This window comes from Rhizobium sp. O111, from assembly GCF_055616315.1.
Map to the genome: position 1 here is coordinate 2,280,574 of NZ_JBSHXL010000001.1, position 21,080 is coordinate 2,301,653.

The 21,080-nt window shown below is 62.4% G+C and carries 20 protein-coding genes; 10 read left to right on the forward strand and 10 right to left on the reverse strand.

Going from position 1 to position 21,080, the window contains the following annotated elements; genetic code table 11:
* Window positions 1-9: 9 nt before the first annotated feature.
* From ACVTFQ_RS11600 to ACVTFQ_RS11610, 3 genes are all read left to right on the forward strand, one after another.
* Entirely contained in the window at window positions 10-732 is a 723-nt protein-coding gene (locus tag ACVTFQ_RS11600; protein ID WP_111562865.1) for a substrate-binding periplasmic protein, read from the forward strand.
* Window positions 733-854: 122 nt separating this feature from the next.
* Window positions 855-1,601 carry an aminoacyl-tRNA hydrolase gene (pth, locus tag ACVTFQ_RS11605; RefSeq protein ID WP_111562866.1) on the forward strand — a complete coding sequence of 249 codons (747 nt, stop codon included), beginning with the start codon at window positions 855-857 and terminating at the stop codon, window positions 1,599-1,601.
* Window positions 1,602-1,603: 2 nt separating this feature from the next.
* Window positions 1,604-2,059, forward strand: a complete 456-nt coding sequence (locus tag ACVTFQ_RS11610; protein ID WP_111562867.1) for a GNAT family N-acetyltransferase — start codon at window positions 1,604-1,606, stop codon at window positions 2,057-2,059.
* 2 nt (window positions 2,060-2,061) lie between these two features.
* Here ACVTFQ_RS11610 and clpS read toward each other — a convergent pair whose 3' ends face one another.
* Window positions 2,062-2,373: an ATP-dependent Clp protease adapter ClpS gene (clpS, locus tag ACVTFQ_RS11615; RefSeq protein ID WP_018897383.1), complete on the reverse strand. Its 312-nt coding sequence runs from the start codon at window positions 2,371-2,373 to the stop codon at window positions 2,062-2,064.
* 190 nt (window positions 2,374-2,563) lie between these two features.
* Between clpS and ychF the strand changes: the two genes are divergently transcribed.
* The gene (ychF, locus tag ACVTFQ_RS11620) at window positions 2,564-3,667 is read left to right on the forward strand and encodes a redox-regulated ATPase YchF (RefSeq protein WP_112436406.1); all 1,104 of its coding nucleotides are present in this window, start codon (window positions 2,564-2,566) and stop codon (window positions 3,665-3,667) included.
* Window positions 3,668-3,794: 127 nt separating this feature from the next.
* Here ychF and ACVTFQ_RS11625 read toward each other — a convergent pair whose 3' ends face one another.
* Complete coding sequence (locus tag ACVTFQ_RS11625; protein WP_112436407.1) at window positions 3,795-4,895, reverse strand: hypothetical protein; 1,101 nt, start codon at window positions 4,893-4,895, stop codon at window positions 3,795-3,797.
* 75 nt (window positions 4,896-4,970) lie between these two features.
* Between ACVTFQ_RS11625 and ACVTFQ_RS11630 the strand changes: the two genes are divergently transcribed.
* Window positions 4,971-5,459 carry a MaoC family dehydratase gene (locus ACVTFQ_RS11630; protein ID WP_409527947.1) on the forward strand — a complete coding sequence of 163 codons (489 nt, stop codon included), beginning with the start codon at window positions 4,971-4,973 and terminating at the stop codon, window positions 5,457-5,459.
* Window positions 5,456-5,920, forward strand: coding sequence for a MaoC/PaaZ C-terminal domain-containing protein (locus ACVTFQ_RS11635; protein WP_111562870.1), 465 nt, complete (start codon window positions 5,456-5,458; stop codon window positions 5,918-5,920). Before ACVTFQ_RS11630 ends, ACVTFQ_RS11635 begins: the two co-directional genes overlap by 4 nt.
* 22 nt (window positions 5,921-5,942) lie before the next feature.
* On the opposite strand, the gene ACVTFQ_RS11640 is transcribed toward ACVTFQ_RS11635, so the two are convergent.
* From ACVTFQ_RS11640 to petA, 5 genes are all read right to left on the reverse strand, one after another.
* A complete protein-coding gene (locus tag ACVTFQ_RS11640) occupies window positions 5,943-6,485 on the reverse strand; it encodes an adenine phosphoribosyltransferase (RefSeq protein ID WP_111562871.1) in 543 nt (180 codons plus the stop codon).
* A 140-nt stretch (window positions 6,486-6,625) separates the two neighbouring features.
* A complete protein-coding gene (locus tag ACVTFQ_RS11645) occupies window positions 6,626-7,921 on the reverse strand; it encodes a DUF2325 domain-containing protein (protein WP_111562872.1) in 1,296 nt (431 codons plus the stop codon).
* Between the two features lie 166 nt (window positions 7,922-8,087).
* The gene (locus ACVTFQ_RS11650) at window positions 8,088-8,954 is read right to left on the reverse strand and encodes a cytochrome c1 (protein ID WP_047506103.1); all 867 of its coding nucleotides are present in this window, start codon (window positions 8,952-8,954) and stop codon (window positions 8,088-8,090) included.
* 26 nt (window positions 8,955-8,980) lie between these two features.
* Entirely contained in the window at window positions 8,981-10,258 is a 1,278-nt protein-coding gene (locus ACVTFQ_RS11655) for a cytochrome b (RefSeq protein ID WP_111562873.1), read from the reverse strand.
* Window positions 10,259-10,271: 13 nt separating this feature from the next.
* Entirely contained in the window at window positions 10,272-10,850 is a 579-nt protein-coding gene (gene petA, locus ACVTFQ_RS11660) for a ubiquinol-cytochrome c reductase iron-sulfur subunit (protein ID WP_026282791.1), read from the reverse strand.
* A 287-nt stretch (window positions 10,851-11,137) separates the two neighbouring features.
* Here petA and ACVTFQ_RS11665 point away from each other — a divergent pair, with 287 nt between their 5' ends.
* The gene (locus tag ACVTFQ_RS11665) at window positions 11,138-12,070 is read left to right on the forward strand and encodes an endonuclease/exonuclease/phosphatase family protein (protein ID WP_111562874.1); all 933 of its coding nucleotides are present in this window, start codon (window positions 11,138-11,140) and stop codon (window positions 12,068-12,070) included.
* A gap of 18 nt (window positions 12,071-12,088) precedes the next feature.
* Here ACVTFQ_RS11665 and ACVTFQ_RS11670 read toward each other — a convergent pair whose 3' ends face one another.
* On the reverse strand, window positions 12,089-13,957 hold the full coding sequence (locus ACVTFQ_RS11670; protein WP_111562875.1) for an ABC transporter ATP-binding protein: 1,869 nt from the start codon (window positions 13,955-13,957) through the stop codon (window positions 12,089-12,091).
* Between the two features lie 162 nt (window positions 13,958-14,119).
* On the opposite strand from ACVTFQ_RS11670, the gene ACVTFQ_RS11675 reads away from it, so the two are divergent.
* Window positions 14,120-14,362: a hypothetical protein gene (locus tag ACVTFQ_RS11675; protein WP_018897370.1), complete on the forward strand. Its 243-nt coding sequence runs from the start codon at window positions 14,120-14,122 to the stop codon at window positions 14,360-14,362.
* A gap of 90 nt (window positions 14,363-14,452) precedes the next feature.
* Here ACVTFQ_RS11675 and ACVTFQ_RS11680 read toward each other — a convergent pair whose 3' ends face one another.
* Window positions 14,453-16,327: a methyl-accepting chemotaxis protein gene (locus ACVTFQ_RS11680; RefSeq protein ID WP_111562876.1), complete on the reverse strand. Its 1,875-nt coding sequence runs from the start codon at window positions 16,325-16,327 to the stop codon at window positions 14,453-14,455.
* 195 nt (window positions 16,328-16,522) lie between these two features.
* Entirely contained in the window at window positions 16,523-18,391 is a 1,869-nt protein-coding gene (locus tag ACVTFQ_RS11685; protein ID WP_111562877.1) for an ABC transporter ATP-binding protein, read from the reverse strand.
* Window positions 18,392-18,773: 382 nt separating this feature from the next.
* Here ACVTFQ_RS11685 and ACVTFQ_RS11690 point away from each other — a divergent pair, with 382 nt between their 5' ends.
* Both ACVTFQ_RS11690 and ACVTFQ_RS11695 read left to right on the forward strand, forming a co-directional pair.
* Entirely contained in the window at window positions 18,774-19,235 is a 462-nt protein-coding gene (locus ACVTFQ_RS11690) for a tRNA (cytidine(34)-2'-O)-methyltransferase (RefSeq protein WP_047506121.1), read from the forward strand.
* Window positions 19,236-19,430: 195 nt separating this feature from the next.
* Window positions 19,431-21,077 (forward strand): Na/Pi cotransporter family protein, encoded by a 1,647-nt coding sequence (locus tag ACVTFQ_RS11695; RefSeq protein WP_112436408.1) that lies wholly within the window; start codon window positions 19,431-19,433, stop codon window positions 21,075-21,077.
* Window positions 21,078-21,080 lie beyond the last annotated feature (3 nt).

Below are 21,080 nucleotides of genomic sequence, written 5' to 3' on the forward strand. Positions count from 1 at the left end.
GAGAAGCCGATGATCAAACCACTGCTGCTTCTTGCTCTCCTGAGCCTGCTCCTCGCCGGTACGACGCGCGCGGCCACCGTCAATTTCGTCACCGAGGAGTATCCCCCTTTCAGCTATCACGAAGGCGATACCCTGAAAGGCACATCGGTGGAGCAGGTGCAGCTGCTGATGCAGAAGGCCGATATCGATATGCGCATCGAGCTTCTGCCCTGGACCCGCGCCTATGCGGCGGCTCAGGCCACGCCGATGACCTGCCTCTTCACCACGGCGCACAGCCCCGAGCGCGACAAGCTCTTCAAATGGGTCGAGCCGCTCTTGGTGGACGACAATATTCTCGTGGCCACCGCCGCCTCGGGCATTCGCGAAACCGATCTGGACGACACCCGGCGTTACGTCATCGGCACGCATCGCGGCGACTACACCGAGAAATTGCTGAAGGAAAAGGACTTCCCCAGGATCGACGTCGCCAGCGACTTCCCCTCGACGCTGCGCAAGCTCATAAACGGCCGCATCGACCTCATGCCGATCTCGGAGATCTACTTCGAAAAGCTCAAGCTGGATCAGCCGCTCGTGCGCGTCGCCACCCTCTCTTCCCAATCGCTCGGGATAGCTTGCGAGAAGAGCTTCCCCGAGGCCATAAGGACCAGGATGCAGCAGGCGCTCGACGCATTGATCACTGAGGGCACGCAGCGCGCGATCTTCGCCAAATACGGCCTGCACTCACGTCACTGATAGCGCGTCTCCGACCCCGCCTCATCAATTCTGGCCGCCGTAGGCTGCTTGCGCTTGACTTCAGCGTCGTTTCGCGGTGGTGAACACGTTCAGAATTTGAAACGCCCAGGAATGAACGCGCCATGCTTGTTATCGCCGGCCTCGGCAATCCCGGCAGACAATATGCCGGCAACCGCCACAATATCGGCTTCATGGCCGTGGACGCCATCCACCGCCGCCACTCGTTTTCGCCATGGTCGAAGAAGTTCAAGGCGGAGATCTCCGAAGGAGAGATCGCGGGGGAGAAGGTACTGCTGATCAAGCCGCAGACCTACATGAACCTGTCGGGCGAATCCGTCGGCGAGGCGATGCGCTTCTACAAGCTGCAGCCATCCGACATCGTCGCCATCTACGACGAACTCGACCTCGCGCCCGCCAAGGCCCGCATCAAGGTCGGCGGCGGCCATGGCGGCCATAATGGCGTGAAGTCGCTCGACGCCCATTGCGGCCGGGACTACCGGCGCTTGCGCCTCGGCATCGGCCATCCCGGCAACAAGGATCTGGTGCACAACTACGTGCTCGGCGATTTCGCCAAGGTCGACCAGCAGTGGCTGGAACCCATGCTCGACGCGCTAGCCGACAATCTCGAAATGCTGGTCAAGCGCGAGGATTCGCAGCTGATGAACAAGCTGGCGCTCGCCGTCGGCGGCAAGGAAGACGAGGACAAGCCGAAGCCCACCAAGCCTTCTGGTGCGAACGTAGCTCCTCAGAAACCTGCAGGCAAGTCGCATATCCATCAGGCCCGCAACAGCGCCCAGCCGAAAAAGCTGCCGACGACAGGACCGATGGCCGAGATGCTGAAGAAGATGTTCGGCAACAAGGAAGACTGAGCATGTCCCCCTCGCCTCTCGCCATCCGCGCCGCCGAGGCGGGAGACCTCACAGCGCTTCTCGCGCTCTACAAGGACATGAACCCCGGCGACCCCGCCATCGATCCAGCGGTGGCGCAAGAGCGCTTCGCGTCCATGCTGGCCTATCCCGGAATGCGCGTGCTGGTTGGCGTGACCGACGATGCGCTGGCCGCGTCCGTGACGCTGATCATCATGCCCAACCTCACCCGCGGCGGCGCGCCATACGCGCTGATCGAAAACGTCGCCACATCGACGCCATATCGCCGGCGCGGCTATGCTAGCGCGCTGATCGCTCATGCGATCGAGCTCGCCTGGAAGGAGGGATGCTACAAGGTGATGCTGCTCACCGGCCGCACCGATCCCGGCATCCATCGCTTCTACGAGAGCTGCGGCTTCGTGCAGAACAAGACGGGCTTCCAGATCAGACGAAGTGTCTGAACCTATTCCTCGGGCTCTGTCGTAAACATCAGCGGGAACCCCGCCTCCTTGCCGAAATCCATGGCCTCCTTGGCCTTGGTCTCGGCGATATCCTTGGCGCAGACGACCACCACGGCGGTGCCAAGCTTGTGTGCGGTCATCATCACCCGGTATCCGGCTTCCTCGCTCATCCGGAAGACGATCTTCAACACCGCCGTCACGAATTCGCGCGGCGTGAAATCGTCGTTGACGAGGATCACCTTGTAGAGCTTCGGCCGATCAAGCTTCGGCTTCGACTTCACTTTCGGTTTCAGGGCGACATCGTTGTCACTCATCGGGCAGTCCATCCGTTGATGACAGGAAAGAGGGCGAGCCATGCTCAGCCCTCATAATATATTGCACCGCAAGCGCCGCTTTCAAGCCAAAGCCGCTTTGATCACGCAAGATCGCTCGAAAAGCTTGACCCGGAGGCGGCTTTTACCCCATACGCACGGCCAAGGAATTCAAGAACAGCAGGTTTCAGCCATGGGCTTCAAATGCGGTATCGTCGGTCTGCCGAATGTCGGCAAGTCGACCCTCTTCAACGCGCTCACCAAGACGGCGGCGGCGCAGGCGGCGAATTATCCCTTCTGCACGATCGAACCGAACACCGGCGAAGTCGCCGTTCCCGATCCGCGCATGCAGAAGCTGGCGGGTATCGCCGGCTCCAAGGAAAACATTCCGACGCGCATCTCCTTCGTCGATATCGCCGGCCTCGTGCGCGGCGCGTCGAAGGGTGAAGGCCTCGGCAACAAGTTCCTCGCCAACATCCGCGAAGTCGATGCCGTGGTCCACGTGCTGCGCTGCTTCGAAGATGACGACATCACCCACGTCGAGGGCCGCATCAATCCTGTCGGCGACGCCGACACGATCGAGACCGAGCTGATGCTCGCCGACCTCGAAAGCCTGGAGCGCCGCGTCGAGCAGACCCGCAAGCGCGCAGCCTCGAAGGACAAGGAATCGCTGGCCCAGCTTCCGGTCATGGAAGCGGTCATCAAGCTCCTCAACGAAGGCAAGCCCGCCCGTCTTCTCCTGAAGACGCTGGCACCGGAAGAGATCGAGATCCTGAAGGGCCTCAACCTCCTCACTTCGCATCCGGTTCTCTATGTCTGCAACGTCGCCGAAGGCGATGCCGTCGACGGCAACGAGCACACCAAGGCGGTCGCCGAAATGGCCGAGAAGCAGGGCGCTGAATGCGTCATCATCTCGGCTGCGATCGAAGCCGAAGTGGCGCAGCTGCCGGAAGAAGAAGCAACCGAGTTTCTCTCGGCACTCGGCCTCACGGAAGCCGGTCTCGACCGTCTGATCCGCGCCGGCTACCACCTGCTCGACCTGATCACCTATTTCACCGTCGGCCCCAAGGAAACCCGCGCCTGGACCATCCGCCGCGGCACCAAGGCCCCGGCGGCGGCCGGCGTCATCCACACCGATTTCGAACGCGGCTTCATCCGCGCCTTCACCATCGGCTACGACGACTACATCAACTTCAAGGGTGAAGTCGGCGCCAAGGAAGCAGGCAAGGGCCGCGACGAAGGCAAGGAATACGTCGTCCAGGACGGCGACGTCATCCACTTCCGCTTCAACACCTGATTTCGAAACGACAGGACTGCCGCCTGAAGCAGGTCGCGCAAAAGTGTGCAGCGGTTTTGCGGCACCGACATGCGACAGAACAAAAATTTAAAGCGTGGCGAGCGAATCCGAAGGATCGCGACACGCTTTAAGCTGGCGGCAGTCTCTTCTGCATGCCATCAGGCAGACGGCGCACAACGGCGCGCCGAAGCGGCATCCAGCCGGTGCCGATGATGAGAACGATCACGCCCACCGCCAGCAGCGTGATGAAGACGTAGGTATCCACCTGCGCATTGCCCTGGCGGAAGATCCCGTAGAGCGCGGCCCCCAGCGATACCAGTCCCGACGTCACGAAGGCACGTCGGTCGATGATCAACCCCACCAGCATCAGCGCCATGACGGTGATCACCACGACAGGCGTGCGCATCGACACCGTGTCGAGCCCGACGAGCGCCCCTCTCCCGCCGCCGGACAACCACAGAATGCTGTAAAGCAGCACGGGGGCGGCGCCGAGATGTAGCCAGAAGGCAATGTCGGAATTGACGGTCCTGCGCAACGGATCCTTGAGATCGAAGCGCATGGCCATCGCAAACAGGCCGATCGCGCAGGCAACCAGCAGCATCGACTGCACGCTCTCATGGGTGGCCATGTCGAGCGGAGTGGCGCTCAGCCAGTCGAACAGGCGCAGAATGAGTTTCGGCACCACAACCGCCGCCCCCATGATCGCCAGCGCCAAGGCAAGCGGTATCCTGTAGAGCAGATAGAAGAGGCCGAGCACGACGGGGAAGGCCAGCGTATATTGCAGCCCGTCATTGTGGATACCAAGCCCGAAGATGTCGGATGCTCCCAACATCGCCGACACGGCTCCCGTCCACATCGCCAGCGCGACGCAGGTCCAGATCGCCAAAGCGAAAGTCAGCGCCACCGCCGGCAGCGCCAGCCGCTGGCGGCGCACGAGGATTTCGGCAAGCACGATGATGGCGGGCAGCACCGCATAGATGGAGCCGAGGCCCCAGAGCCCGGCAAGCGCCACGACGATCCCGATGGTGATAAGCACGTCGTGGAACCCACGCACGAAGCTCGGCGTCTCCGTGTCGGAAAACGCCACGGCCTGCCCTGTCGTCTCCGCCACCACCGCATCGACCCTGACGCCGCGCTCGATCAGAAACGGCAGAAGCCGATCGGCAACGCGGTCGGGAAGAATGCCCTCCCGCTCGGCCTCATCAAGGATCAACTTCAACTCGGGCATATCGGAAATCTCTCATGAATCATTGAGTTACAATGGATGCTATTGTAATCGTGAACAAACGCCTATGACGCGGAGATGAATTTGTCCGATCAGATCCTGGCCTATGAGGATTTTCATCCCGGCCGCCGCTTAGCGCTTGGACCGGTCACGGTCTCCGCCGCGGAAATCATCGAATTCGCCAGCGAGTTCGACCCGCAGCCAATGCACACCGACGAAGCAGCCGGACGCGCAAGCATTCTCGGCGGGCTTGCAGCATCGGGCTGGCACACATCGGCGATGCTGATGCGCATGATGATCGACAGCTATTTGCTGAATTCGCTCTCCGAGGGCGCGCCCGGCATCGACATCATGGAATGGCGCCGACCTGTCATCGCTGGCGACACGCTCTCCGGTCACTCGACCGTGCTCGAGGCGCGCGCCCTGCGCTCCCGCCCGGGCATCGGCATCGTCAAATTCCGCCACGAGCTCGAAAACCAGCGCGGTGAAACAGTCTGCGTGTCGGAAAACCCGATCATGTTCCGCATGGCCACCGCGACCGAAGCGCAAACGGGAGCAGGCGCATGAGGATGCTCGATCGCTATGCGCTCGGCGAAAAGACCGAGACGGGAAGCTACGCCTTCACCGAGGAAAACATCATCCGCTTCGCCACGCGCTATGATCCGCAGCGCTTCCATGTGGACAGGCAAGCCGCGCGCGAAAGCCTGTTCGGTGACCTCTGCGCGTCCGGCTGGCATACCTGCGCCGGCTGGATGACGACATTCGTCGCCTACTGGATCGCCGAGAGCAAGAAGCTCGCCCGCGAGGGGCACACGCCGCCCAAGCTCGGCCCGGCCGCAGGCTTCAAGGACCTGCAATGGATTCGCCCGGTCTTCGCCGGCGAAACCGTCGATTACGCCGTTACCCTGTTGTCCAGCCGCCCGATGGCCTCACGCCCGGGCCGCATCCTCAACACCATCCTTTGCGAAGGCTATGTCGCGGGCGATCCGGTCGTCAGGTTCGAAAGCAGCGTGCTCGAATTCGAGTAAAGCGTCGGCTGCGTAATCGGCCTCAGTGGCCGGAAAACTCGACCAGCGTGCGCACATCCACGCCAAGCGCTTCCAGCTTGGCGCGCCCGCCGAGATCCGGCAGGTCGATCACGAAGCAGGCCGACACCACCTCGGCGCCCATCTGGCGCAGCAGCTGTGTCGCGCCGACAGCCGTTCCGCCCGTCGCGATCAGGTCGTCCACGAGGATCACCTTCTCGCCCGGCTTCACCGCGTCAATGTGCATTTCCATCTCGTCGATGCCATATTCCAGGCTGTAGGCGATGCGCACGGTCTCGTGCGGCAGCTTGCCTTTCTTGCGGATCGGCACGAAGCCAGCCGAAAGCTGGTGCGCCACGGCGCCGCCGAGAATGAACCCTCTTGCTTCCATGCCGGCGATCTTGTCGATCTTCGTGCCCGCATAGGGCTGCACCAACGCATCGACGGCGCGGCGGAAGGCCCGGGGATCACCAAGCAGCGTGGTGATGTCACGAAAGATGATGCCAGGCTTGGGATAGTCCCGGATCGAGCGAATGCTGGCGGCAAGCTCGGAAGCGATAGTGTCCATTGAAAATTCCGTATTATCGAGAGGCATGTTGGAAGCCCGGCGCACACTATCAATTGCCCGCCGCGCTTCCAACAAAAAACAGCCTCCTCTGGCCGCGCCGGCATGCGGCACGAGCACTCAAGTTCGATAATCAGCGTCGCCTATTCGCCGGCGCGCAGCGTTCGCCCCTGGCCGGCATTCGCGGCATCGCGGATCGCCGCCAGGAAGCTCGTCAGCCCCGCCGAACGCAAGGGCATGTAGGCCTTGCCGCTCTCCCGGCAGGACCGCTTGATGATGCCGGCCGCCGTGTGGCTGATGTGATCGACCGGGAAGACGACGGTCGTTGCCTGCGCAAGCGCGGCCGGCAGAAGCGTCGTGCTGTCCTCAAGGCCGCCATCGTGCAGCAGCAGCGTCACGCCGTGGTCGGACGCAAGCGACCGCAGTCTGTCATAGAGGCTTCGGCGACCACCGACATAGAGCACCGCCCCCTCGCCGGACGACGCCGCGGATGAAGCCATACCGGATGCAAGCATCGTCACGTCATCGCCGACGCTCGACCCGTCGCCAAGAAGCAGCGCCTCGATCTGGTCATTCTCCAACCGCAACTTGGAAAGTTCGGCTTCAGCAAGCTCCGCGCGTTGCTGTTCTCGCTGTGTTTCCTGTCGCGCCGTGGCTAACCGTTCGGCCAACAGCTCCGAGTGAGCGGCATTGGCCGAAGACACCCCGCCACGCGCTTCATCAGCCCGTGCCTCGCCCGAAGACCAGAGCGTGTCACTGGCCGCCTGCGCCCGCCGAAGCGCCTCCCGCACTTGCTCGATCTCGCGCAGCATCTCGACGCGCTCGGCCGCGGCCGCAGCCAGGCGACGCTCCTGCTTGGCGATCTTGTCGTCCTTTTCCTCGCCCTGGCGCTGCAGCTCGGTCAAACGGGCGATGTCGAGCCGGCTCGCGCTGCCGACCAGATGCGACAGCATGTGCACCTCGCCGAAGACTTCCCGCACCAGCTTTTCGTTCGCGGCCGGGTGGGTCATCACCGTCCAATAGGCCCCCGAGATATCGCCGCGATCAAACGCCTCCCGCCAGAACCGCTGGAGTTCCTCGGCACTGTCGATCGATGCCGCCCGCCGGATCATGCTCTCGTGGCGACGATCGAGCGCCTTGTTGAGAAGCTTGCCCGGTACGCCTTTCTGCCCGGCGAGCCATACGCCGCGTGAATGCAGCGCATGATCGCCTGCGCTACGCGCATCGCCCTCGCCCACCTTGATCAGCACCTGGCGAAGCTCACCGGCCGTCAGGCAGGTTCCGATGATCGAGCAATGGAAATGCGAGCTGATCTCCCAGGTCTTCGCCCGCCCGCTGCGCTTCGCCGTCGCGCCAAATGACGGCGCAGACCGTTGCGCGGTCGCCGGCAGCTTGGCGAGCGGAGCATGGGTGGCGTGGTATCCCGACAATAGCGGCATTGCTGAACCTATCGATATATCTCAACGAATACATCGATAGGCCCGAACAAGCGCTCGCGCAAGCCGCATCGCAAACGCGCCTGAAGAAGCCCTATTGAAATGAACGGGAAAGGAAAAAAGAAGAGCAGGCAGGAAAACGCTTCCCTGCCTGCGAAAGCCCTTGGGCTTAGTGGTCCTTGCGGGCGTAGACCGACCGCTTGGTGAGGTAGATCAGCACGGTGAAGATCAAAAGGAAGATCATCACCATGAAGCCGGTGTGCTTGCGCTCGACGAGATGCGGCTCGGCGGCCCACATCAGGAACGAGGCGACGTCCTTAGCGTACTGGTCGACTGTGCCGGCAGTGCCGTCGTCATAGGTCACCTGGCCATCCGACAGCGGCGGCGGCATGGCGAGCACGGAGGCGGCGTGGAAGTACGGGTTGTAGTGCTGGCCCTGCGACACCGTCGTGCCTTCAGGCGGGTTCTCGTAGCCGGTCAGCAGCGAGTAGATGTAGTCTGGCCCGCCTTCCTGGTACTGCGTGAAGATATCGAAGATGAAGCGCGGGAAGCCGCGCTCGACTTCGCGGGCTTTCGCGATCAGCGAGAAGTCCGGCGGCGCCGCACCGTTGTTGGAGGCCGCGGCCGCTTCGGCGTTCGCGAATGGCGACGGGAAGTAGTCCGACGGCACGGCCTTGCGGCTGTACATGTCGCCGGCAGCGTTCGGGCCGTCCTGCACTTCGTAGTTGGCGGCGAACGCCTTGACCTGCGCTTCCGAGTAGCCGAGATCGCCCAGCATGCGGAACGGCACGAGGTGCATGGAATGGCAGGCGGCGCAGACTTCGGTGTAGACCTTCAGGCCGCGCTGCAGCTGGCCCTTGTCATAGTGGCCGAAGGGACCGGCGAAGGTCCAGTCGACCTCCTTCGGCTCCTTCAGCGGATAGTGCGGGGTCGCCGCCTCGTGATGTTCGGCGGGCTTTGCCTCCTGTGCGACAGCCGCGCTCCCGAGACAGCCGACGACTGCGAGTGACAGGATGCTTGCAACAAGCTTTTTCATGATGTGTGTTCCCTCTCGCCGCCCGCTCATGCCTTGGCCGCTTCGGCAGCGACCGACTTGTTGCGCTTCTCCAGCACCGCCTCGGTGATCGAGTTCGGCACCCGGCGTGGCGTCTCGACGAGACCCAGCACCGGCATGACAACCAGGAAGAAGGCGAAGTAGAGCAGCGTGCAAATCTGCGAGATCGTGGTGTAGAGGCCTTCCGCCGGCTGCGAACCGAGCCAGCCGAGGATGATCGCGTTGATCACGAACAGCCAGTAAGCCATCTTGTACCACGGGCGATAGACCGCGGAACGAACCTTGGACGTATCGAGCCACGGCAGGAAGAACAAGACGATGATGGCGCCGAACATGACGAGAACGCCAGCCAGCTTGGAATCGATCGGTCCAATGTTGAAGGTGATCGAACGCAGCATCGCGTAGAACGGCAGGAAGTACCATTCCGGAACGATATGCGCCGGCGTCTTCAACGGGTCGGCCGGGATGTAGTTGTCGGCGTGGCCGAGGAAGTTCGGCAGGTAGAAGACGAAGTAGGCGTAAACCAGCAAGAATACAGAAACGCCGAGCGCATCCTTGAGCGTCGCGTAGGGCGTGAACCGCACCGTGTCCGTCTTGGTCTTGACCTCGACGCCGGTCGGGTTGGTCTGGCCCGTGACGTGCAGCGCCCAGATGTGCAGAATGACGACGCCGGCGATCACGAAGGGCAGCAGGTAGTGCAGCGAGAAGAAGCGGTTCAGCGTCGGATTGTCGACAGCAAAGCCGCCGAGCAGGAACTGCTGCACCCATTCGCCGACCAGCGGGAATGCCGAGAAGAAGCCGGTGATAACGGTGGCGCCCCAGAAGGACATCTGACCCCAGGGCAGAACATAGCCCATGAAGCCGGTCGCCATCATCAGGAGATAGATGAGAACGCCGAGGATCCAGAGGATTTCGCGCGGCGCCTTGTACGAGCCGTAATAGAGGCCGCGGGCGATATGCAGATAGACCGCGACGAAGAAGAAAGACGCGCCGTTGGCGTGCATGTAGCGCAGCAGCCAACCGTGGTTGACGTCGCGCATGATCTTTTCGACGGAATTGAAGGCAACGGATGTTTCCGCCGCATAATGCATGGCGAGCACGATGCCGGTCAGCATCTGCACGATCAGCATCACCGACAGCATGGCGCCGAAGGTGTAGGCGTAGTTCAGGTTGCGCGGAACCGGATAGGCGACGAAGCTGTCATAGACGAGACGAGGCAGCGGCAGGCGTGCATCGATCCACTTCTCAAGGCCGGTTGATGGCTCGTAGCTGGAATGGCCACTCATAAATCAGTCCCCCTCAACCGATTTTGATAACTTTGTCGGAAACGAACGAATAGGTCGGAATCGCGAGATTCTGCGGCGCCGGGCCTTTCCGTATGCGGCCGGCCGTATCGTAGACCGAGCCATGACAGGGACAGAACCACCCGTTGTATTCGCCGGCCTGGCCGAGCGGAACGCAGCCAAGATGGGTGCAGGACCCGATCATGACGATCCAGTTTTCCTTGTCCTTGCCGGCCGAACGGTCGACACCCGTTGCCTGCGCATCGGCGGCGAGGTTGGCGTTGCGCGCGATCGGATCCTTGAGCTCCGCCATCGGAACGTCATCTGCAGCCTTCACTTCCTCAGGTGTACGGTTGCGGATGAAGATCGGCTTGCCGCGCCACTTGGCGGTGAGCGACATGCCAGGCTCGAGGCTCGACACGTCGACTTCGATGGAAGCCAGAGCCAGCGTCGACGCGTCGGGACGCATCTGGTCGATAAACGGCCATGCGACAGAGACGGCGCCGACGGCGCCTGCCATACCCGTGGTTAAATAAAGGAAATCACGGCGTGTGGGCTCGCTAGAGACCCCGCCTGTCGTTTCGTGTTCGCTCACGGCTTAACATCCTCTGCCCAAATTTCACGGAATTTTCCGTGCCATCCCTCCAAGGCGACGAATCTGTCATACAGATATTCGAACTTAGATTCCCCACCCACTAAGCCGCGTTCTATTATCGATCATCAATTATGTCCAGCCTCGGCAGGGCAAGTGGGCACAATGTCGCGCCCCTTGAGAGTTGATTCTTTAGGACAATCGCGTGGCTGCAACAGTGTTGCGTTGCAACATATCCAGCCGCGTGTTACGTCGCCGAAATATTACTCGCTCACGCCCGGTGCCATCCTATGAGACACACTTTATTCTGCGTGGGCAGTGTTCTCGTCTCGCTGCTGCTTGCCGCCATTTCTTTGCGTTATCTCACGCACACTTGGCTGCTTGCCTTCGTGTACAGCTTTCAGGTCCATTTCGCGCTGGCCGGGCTTGCCGCAAGCCTCGTCCTGATCCTCATCAGGCGCCACTGGTACGCCTATCTGCTGGTAACGGCGTCGGTGGTGCTTGCCGCCCACGGCGTCCTGATGCTGAAGGAATTCGAGGCCGCCCCGCCCACGACTTCGTCGCGCCCGCTCATTCGCCTGATGTCTTTCAACATCGAGAACGACAATTTCGAAAACAGCCGCCGTATCGCCGACGCCGTGATCGCCTCCGGCGCCGATATCGTCAATATCCTCGAGGCCATACCGCTGCTTCAGGAACTTCCCCGGCTGTCCGCGACCTACCCCTATCGCATCGGCTGCGGCGTCGGTACGCCGGGATGCGATACGCTTGTCCTCTCCAAACGCCCTTTCCTGGAGCAGGGGGTGAGAACCCTTGGCGATCTCTGGCCCAACCGTCTCGTCCAGGTGACGATCGATGTCGACGGAACGCCGGTGCACCTCGCCTCCGTCCACCTCGCCAAGCCCTATTTCGACGGCTTCCAGATCGATGAACTCTGGGATTTGCGCGGGATCGTCAAAAGAACGGACGGGCCGCTCATCGTCGCCGGCGATTTCAACTCGGCCATCATCGATCCGCATATCCAGGATTTCGTCCGCGCGACCGGCCTGAACACGGTCTTTCCGGAGCCTGCGACATGGCCGACCCGAGCCGGCAAGCTCGGCATCGCCATCGATCACGTACTCGCCCGCCCGCCGCTGCGGCTGATGTCGGTCAGGCAGATCGGCGACAATGCCGGCTCCAACCACTACGGGCTGATGGCAGAGATCGCCATCGATCGCTGATAGCGCCCGCCTGAACGCCTAGACCTCTTCCAGATCAGCCGCCAGGAAGCCGCCGGATTGCCGCGCCCAGAGCTCCGCGTAGAGCCCGCCATCGCGCAGCAGCGCTTCGTGCGTACCCTCCTGGATGATGCGCCCCTTGTCGACGACGATCAGCCTGTCGAGCGCTGCGATCGTCGACAGTCGGTGCGCGATCGCGAGAACCGTCTTGCCGTCCATGATCCGGTTGAGGTTCGTCTGGATCGCCTCTTCCACCTCTGAATCCAGCGCCGACGTCGCCTCGTCGAGAACCAGGATCGGCGCGTCCTTGAGCATCACCCGCGCGATCGCGATCCGCTGCCGCTGCCCGCCCGAAAGCTTGACGCCGCGTTCGCCGACATGCGCGTCGAACCCCTTGCGTCCCTGCTGATCCTCCAGCCGCTGGATGAAGCCCAGCGCTTCGGCCCGACGCGCCGCCTCGATCAATCCGGCCTCGCCGGCATCCGGGCGGCCGAAGAGGATGTTGTCGCGCACCGAGCGATGCAGCAGCGACGTGTCCTGGCTGACGACGCCGATCTGCATCCTGAGCGATTCCTGCCTGACGCCGGCGATATCCTGCCCGTCGATCAGGATCCGCCCACCTTCGAGATCGTAGAGCCGGAGCAGAAGGTTCACGAGCGTCGATTTGCCGGCACCCGAGCGCCCGACAATGCCGACCTTCTCGCCGGGCGCGATGGTCAGCGAGAAATGATCGATCACGCCGCTGCCCTTGCCATAGTGGAAGGACACGTCGTCGAAACGGATACCGGGCTCGGCGATGACGAGATCCGGTGCATCCGGCTTGTCGACGAGACCGAGCGGTTTGGAGATCAGCTCCGCCGAGTTCTGGATCGTGCCGAGATTGCGCATGATGCCGTTGAACTGCGTCATCAGGCGACCGAGCAGGAAGTTCAGCCTGAGCACCAGCGCCAGCGAAAACGCGACGGCGCCCGAGCTGATAAGCCCCTTCAGCCACAGATGCACGCTGAGCCCGGCCATGGTCACGATCATGATGCCCGAGAGCAGCGCCATGGAGGCGCGAACGCCGGTGATGAAGCGGGTGAAGAGCAGCACGGTCGCCTGAAACGCATCGAAGCCCTGCCGCATGTAGCGATCGGTCTCTTCGTCCCTGGCAAACAGCTTCAGCGTCTGGATATTGCTATAGGCATCCACCATGCGTCCGTTGAGCATCGAGGCGGATTCGGCCGTATCGCGCGAGTGGCGCCGGATGCGCGGCACGAAATAGCGCGCCAGAACCCCGAAGGCCACCAGCCAGCAGAGCACGACCACCGCCAGCGACAGGTCGAGCCGCGCGACAAGCACCAGCGTCGTCGCCGCATAGATGCCGACGAACCAGACGCTCTCCATCAACGATGTCACGAGGTCGCCGGTCGCCTGCCCCGCCGACCATACCTTGGTGACGATCCGCCCGGAGAAGTCGCTCTGGAAGAACGACAGCGATTGCCGCGACACATGCAGGTAGGATTGCCAGCGGGCGAGATTGTAGAATCCCGGCGTGATCACCTGCTGATCGACCAGCGCGATTATGAGCTGCACGATGAAGCGCACGAGGCCGATAAGGAAGAGCATGCCGAACAGCTCGAAGCCATGCGCGGCAAGCAGGCCGTGCCAGCCGACGTCGGGCTTGATGCTGGCGAGAATATCGACGACCCGCCCGACGAACCAGAACAGCGCCGCCTCGATCGCGGCCGACATGCCACCGAGAACCAGCATGGCGATGAAGGGGAGCTTGGCCTGGCCAATGTAGAACCAGATAAAGCCCGTCGTCGACCGCGGCGGCTGAATATTGTCGCGCGGTTGGAAGGGATCAATCCAGGTTTCAAAGGCACGAAAGAGTCGATTTAGGAGCATATTTGCGATATAGGCTTATCCGCCGGATGGGGAAAGCAATCCGTTCGCCGGACCAACCTTATATTTTGGTAATGATTGGTAACATCGACGGCATCGTCGTTGAATGAGACATGTCCCGCCACAATGTGGGAATAGCATGAGATTTCACGGGAGACGGCCACAATGCAAAAAAGGACACTCGTGTCGAGCATACCGTTGCCTTTGGCGGAAAGACTCGATGCGGTCATAGAGCAGCTCGGCGTAGCGCACGACCAGGTCGTGGCGGAAGCCGTTGCCGCTTGGATCGATAATGAAGAGCAGCGTCGGCTCATGGCGTTGCGTACCCTCGCCTTTGCCAGCAGCATGGCGGTCGAAGGCCATCGCGTCATGGACTGGGCGGACAGCCTGAGCGCCGACAGGCACTGAGAAGATACATCCAAGCGACTGATTACAAAATAAAAACGCCCTCCCGATATCCCAGGGAGGGCGTTTTCAATTGTGAGTTAGGTCCAATCGTCAGGCGTAGGCGCGGGCAACACGGGCACCGAGCGCGCGGGCCGGCGAATGAACGGCCTGGTGGCTCTCCTGCGATGCGACACGCACCGCCGCAACCTCTTGGGCAGCGAGCTTGAACCGCGAGAGGAGTTCGATCAGCGCCGCGGCTTCCCGCGCCAGGCTATGGGTCGCCGCCGTCGTCTGCTCGACCATCGCCGCATTCTTCTGGATGCCCTGGTCCATGTGGTTGACGGCCACGTTGATCTCGCCGAGGCCGATCGCCTGTTCGCGCGAGGTGCTGACGATCGCCGACACGTTGCCGTTGATCTCCTGCACCTTGGAAACGATGACCGAAAGCTGTCGGCCGGTCTCGCCGACGAGCTTCACGCCCTGGCGCACCTGATCGCCAGACTTGGTGATGAGCGCCTTGATCTCCTGGGCCGCGCTTGCCGAACGCTGCGCCAGCTCGCGCACTTCCTGGGCGACGACGGCAAAACCCTTGCCCGCTTCACCGGCGCGTGCGGCCTCGACACCGGCATTCAGCGCCAGCAGATTGGTCTGGAAGGCGATATCGTCGATGACCCCGATGATGTTGGAAATTTCGTTCGAGGACGTCTCGATCGCCTCCATGGCCGCCACCGCCTGCTCGACGATCACACCGGAGTGCTCGGCGCCGCTGCGGGTCGTCTCGACCAGTTCGCCCGCCTGCCCCGCGCGCTGAGCCGAATCCCGCACCGCGGTCGTCACCTGCTCGAGCGACGACGCCGTCTCCTCGACGGAAGCCGCCTGCTGCTCGGTGCGCTTCGACAGATCGTCGGCTGCCGCGCGGATCTCGTTGGCGCCGGCATCGATCTTGCGGGCGTTTTCGCCGACCACGCTGAGCACGCGCTCCAGCCCCTGAACGGATTCGTTGAAGTTGGTGCGCAGCTGGTCCAGCTGGCCGGCGAAGCTCTGTTCAAGACGGAAGGTCATGTCGCCGTCGGAAAGGCTCTTCAGCCCGCGCGCCAGATTATCGACCGCGAATGACACCTCCGCCGCCTCGCGGGCCTTCTGCTCCTCGCGCGCGATCCGCTCGCGTTCGCTCATCGAGCGGGTGGCTTCCGTCTCCTGCTCAAGGCGTTCGCGCTCCAGGGCGTTGTCGCGGAAGACAGCAACGGCGGCGGCCATCTCGCCGATCTCGTCGTGGCGACCCGCATAAGGAATGGCGGCATGGTTGTCACCCGCCGCCAGTGCGTTCATCGACTGCGTGATCGCGCCGATCGGCCGGGTCACGCGAACGAGGCTGAGCACCGCCGCGCCGATCGCCAGAAGCACGGCGATCGCTACTCCGGCGAACGTTGCGATCGTCACGACCTCGGTCGTGTCGGCCGCGGCTTTCTTGTCGTTGTCGGCGGCGGCGCGATTGTCGGATATCATGCCCAGCAGCATGTCGCCGGCGTCGTTACCCATCGGCGTCATCTTCTCGATGACAGCCTTGGCATCGCTGCTTCGCGCGCCGACGAGCAGGCTTGCGACCTGGTCGCCGAGCTTGTCGTAATCTGCGATGATCCCCTTGAGCTGCTCGAAGCGTGGGCGGGGACCGGACGATTGTGCGGCTTCGAATGTCGCGATCGCGTTCCCGCGGGCCGCGGTCGCCGTCTTGATCTTGACCAGCAGCGCCTTCTGCTCCTCATCGCTGACGGCGGCAAACAGCGCCAAATAGAGGCGCCGGACGTCGGACATGCGACGTTCCATCTCCGCGATCATCAGCGACTTGTCCATCCGCAGGCTGATGCTCTCGGCCTGGCTGTTGAGCTGCCACACCGACCGCATGCCGGCTGCGCCCTGGGCGATGAGGATGATGACGATGAAGGCAAAGAGAGCGGGCAGAAGAATCTTGATCTTGAGAGAGCTCATGGCTGGCACCTGAAAAGTTTCAAAGAACGCTTAAGTCTATGAAACCCTTCTGCCAGCCTCCGCTAAACAAAAACTTACCACCAGTGCGTGCTTTTATCAGTGACGCAACGAGGCACTGCAGAAACGCCGCGCCACTATTGACGCCTGTCAAGTTCCCCCGCCCCGCGCGCATGGCGGAGCGGGGGGAAGCCTGTGTTATTCCGCCGCAGCCTCTTTCTGGACGCCGTCCTCGTCCGAGTGATCGGCAAGGAAGCCGCCCGACTGGCGGTTCCAGAGATCGGCATAGACGCCGCCCTGCTCCACCAGTTCGACATGCGAGCCGGCCTCGATGATCTTGCCCTTGTCCAGCACGACCAGCCGGTCCATCTCCGTCAACGTCGACAGACGGTGGGCAATCGCGATGACCGTCTTGCCCTCCATGAGCGCGAACAGGTTCTCCTGGATCGCGGCTTCGACCTCGGAATCGAGCGCCGAGGTCGCCTCATCGAGCACCAGGATCGGCGCGTCCTTGAGGAAGACACGGGCGATCGCGATACGCTGGCGCTGGCCACCCGAGAGCTTCACGCCGCGCTCGCCGACCTGCGCATCAAGCGCCTTGCGCCCCTGCATGTCGACAAGGCCTTCGACGAAGTCCCAGGCATTGGCCCGCTTGGCGGCCTCGATGATCTCCGCGTCGGTCGCGTCCGGACGGCCATAGGCGATGTTGTCACGGATCGAGCGATGCAGCAGCGACGTGTCCTGCGTGACGACGCCGATCAGTTCGCGCAGGCTCTCTTGCGAGACATGCGAGATGTCCTGACCGTCGATCGTGATGCGGCCGCCTTCGAGATCGTAGAAGCGCAGCAACAGGTTCATCAGCGTCGTCTTGCCGGCGCCGGAGCGGCCGACCAGACCCACCTTCTCGCCCGCCTTGATGTCGAGCGACAGGTTCTCGATGATGCCCTTGCCCTTCCCGTAGTGGAAGCCGATCCGGTCGTAGTGGATCGCGCCCTTCTTGGCCGTCAGAGACGAGGCGCCAGGCTTGTCGGTGATGTCGTGCTCTTTCGTCATCATCTCCATGCCGTCATAGACCGTGCCGATATTCTCGAACAGCGCCGAGACTTCCCACATGATCCACTGCGACATGCCGTTGACGCGCATGGCAAGACCGATGGCAATCGCGATCGCGCCGACCGAGATGCCACCGTTCAGCCAGAACCAGATCGACAGGCCCGAGATCACGAACAGCGCCACGCAGTTGTTGATGTAAACAGAGGCGTGGAACATCGTGACCTTGCGCATCTGCTGATGCACGGTCTGCAGGAAGCCGTCCATGCCCTCCTTGGCATAGGTCTCCTCGCGGCCCGCATGCGAGAACAGCTTCACCGTCGCGATGTTGGTGTAGCTGTCGACGACGCGGCCGGTCATCAGCGAACGCGCATCCGCTTGCATCGCCGCGATCTTCCGCAAACGCGGTACGAAGTAAGCGACGATGGCGATATAGACGCCGAGCCATGCCAGGATCGGGATCATCAACCGCCAATCGGCCGCCGCGATGACGACGATCATCGAGATGAAGTAGCTGACGACATAGACGAAGACGTCGAGGATCTTCATCACCGTCTCGCGCACGGCAAGCGATGTCTGCATCACCTTGGTGGCCACGCGTCCGGCGAACTCGTTGGCGAAGAAGGTCATGCTGTGCCGCATCAGGAAGCGATGCATCTGCCAGCGGGCGATCATCGGATAGTTCCCGATCAGCACCTGATGCATGATGACGGAATCCGCCACCGCCGCCAGAGGCAGGCCGATCAGGATCAGCGCACCCATCCAGTAGAGCTTGTAACCCTCGGTCTCGAGGAAGGTCTTCGGATCGGCATGCGTCAGCCAGTCGACGATATTGCCGAGGAACTGGAACAGCGCGACTTCGCCGACCGCAATCAGCATCGTCAGCACCGCCATGGCCGCAAGCCACGGGGCCGCGGGCTTCGTATAGTGCCAGCAGAAGGCAAACAGCCCCTTGGGAGGAACGCCGGGCTCCTCGGAGGGGAAAGGATTGAGACGCTGTTCAAACCAGCCAAACATGAAAATGCTCCGAACTTCAGCGTTCCTGCCCTCGCCGGCACAGACGCGCAACGGCTTATATGGGCAGTGGACGTTCAAGGGACGAGGCCAACATGGCCGCGCAATGGATTACGAAAGGGAAATCAGAAAGAAAAGGACGCTTCAGGAGCGTCGGGTCGCCATGATCCGCGAATTGGCGGACGGGAGGCTGACATACGGCAATGCATTCATCTTGACGCTCCCTTGTTGGCGATTGAAGATATGCACCGATAACGCGAAATTGATGGGTTTTCCAGCCCAAACTTGCCGAAAGCCGAAGATTCGCGCCCAAAAAGCAGGCTGTTGCACCAATACCGCACTTGCACTAGGTCAGGCCGGACAGAAGCGATCAAACGGGGCGATCATGGCGGACCTCAGAATAGCACTCTACCAGCCCGATATTCCTGGCAACACCGGCACCATCCTGCGGCTCGCCGCCTGCCTCGGCTTTGCCGTCGATATCATAGAACCCGCCGGTTTCGACATCTCCGACCGCAATCTCAAGCGCGCCGGCATGGATTACATCGCCGCCGCCGCCCTCACCCGCCATGTCAATTTCGAGCAGTTCGAAGACTGGCGCAAGACGACGGGCCGCCGCCTCGTGCTGGCCTCCACCAAGGCATCCGGCCGCTACACCGACTTCCGCTTCCACGCCGACGACATCCTGCTCTTTGGCCGCGAGAGCGCCGGCGTGCCCGATCATGTGCACGACACCGCCGACGCCCGCATCCTGGTGCCGATGGTCGAGGGCCAGCGCTCGATCAATGTCGCCGTATCGGCGGCGATGATCACGGGCGAAGCCATGCGCCAGACCGTCTGGTCGTGAGCCCGCCACGGAAATGCCGGTTCAGCGGCGCATAATGTCGCGAACGGCGTTGTGAAATTGCCGATCAGGCGTATAATTTTTAGCCGGGCAAACAAAAAATCGGGCGATATGCCTATATTTCAATGATTTGCCGCAACCAGAGAGTCGAAAAACGCGCCACTGAAGGCGCCAAGAGATAGAAAAAGACAAGCCCGCATGGAATCCACAATCGTCATGATCAACCTGTTCGGCGCCGTAGCCCTGCTGCTGTTCGGCCTGTCGCAGGTGAAGGATGGCGTATCGCGCGCTTTCGGCGCGCGGCTTAGGACCGGGCTTGCCTCCGGCACCAAGAGCGGCCTGCGCTCCTTCGTCTCCGGTTTCGTTGCGACCATCGCGCTGCAGAGCTCCACCGCAACCGCCCTGATGGTCGCCTCCTTCGTCGAGCGCGAGCTGGTCAAGCCGCGCATGGCGCAGATCGTGCTTCTGGGCGCCAATGTCGGCACCGCCGTCACTGCCTGGATCGTCGCGACGGGCATCGAGTGGCTGTCGCCTCTGGTCATCCTCGCAGGCATCGTGCTCTATCGCGGCGGCTCGCCCTCCCGCCAGGGCGGCGGTCAGGCGCTGATCGGCATCGGCCTGATGCTGCTGTCGCTGCACCTCTTGAGCAGCGCAACCGAGCCGATGCGCCAGTCGCCGGCGCTCTCGGCCTTCATCGGCCTGCTCGACAATGCCTGGCCGGTGGCACTCGCCTTTTCGGCCTGCATCGCCTTCATCTCCTCCTCCAGCCTCGCCGCCGTCGTCCTCATCCTGTCGCTGGCCTCGACAGGCATCCTGTCGGCCGGCCTTGTCATCGTGCTGGTGCTCGGCGCCAATCTCGGCGGCGCCATTCCGCCCGTCATCGCCTCGCTTTCAGGCCCGGCCTCGGTCAAGCGCGTCACGCTGGGTAACCTGATCGTGCGCGCCATCGGCTGCCTGATCGCGCTGCCGCTCGCCGGCTTCGGCGCCGATCTCCTCGAAACCCTGCAGCTGTCTCCCGCCAAGCTCCCGGTCGACGCCCATCTTGGCTTCAACCTGCTGCTTGCGGCCCTTGCCTGGCCCTTCTCGCGGCTGTTGTCACGCCTTATGCTGAAGCTTGTCCCCGAGGACGAGCAGGCCGACAACGCGCCGCGCTATCTCGATCCGCAGGAACTCTCGACGCCGGTCGTGGCGCTCGCGAGCGCCACCCGCGAAGTGCTTGGCGTCGGCGACCTGATCGAGCGCATGCTGCAACGGGCGGCCGACGCCTTCGAGCGCAACAACATGTCGAAGCTGACGGAGATCGCGAGCCTCGAGAAGCGCGTCGACAGCCTGCAGCAGGAAGTGAAGATCTACCTCTCCAAGCTCGGCCGCGGCGGCCTCAGCGAAGAGGACGGACGCCGCTCGATCGTCATCATCGACTACGCCATCAATCTCGAGCATATCGGCGACATAATCGAAAAGGGCCTGCTGCCGCAGGTCGCCAAGAAGGTCTCGCTCGGTTTGAAGTTCTCCGAGGACGGCTACGAGGAGCTCAGCAAGCTCTTCCACCTGACGCTGGAAAACCTCCGCATCGCCCAGACGATCTTCGTCACCCGCGATTTCAATCTCGCCCGCCAGCTGATGGAAGTGAAGGTGGAAGTGCGCCGCATGGAGAAGCAATCCTCCGAGCGCCATCTGGAACGCCTGCGCGACGGCCGCGCCGACAGCCTGCAGACGAGCTCGCTGCATCTCGACATGCTGCGCGACCTGAAGCGCATCAACGCCCACATCGTCTCGGTCGCGCATCCGATCCTGGATGAGAGCGGCCTGCTGATCGAAAGCCGCCTGCGCGACGCCGCCGAATAATTC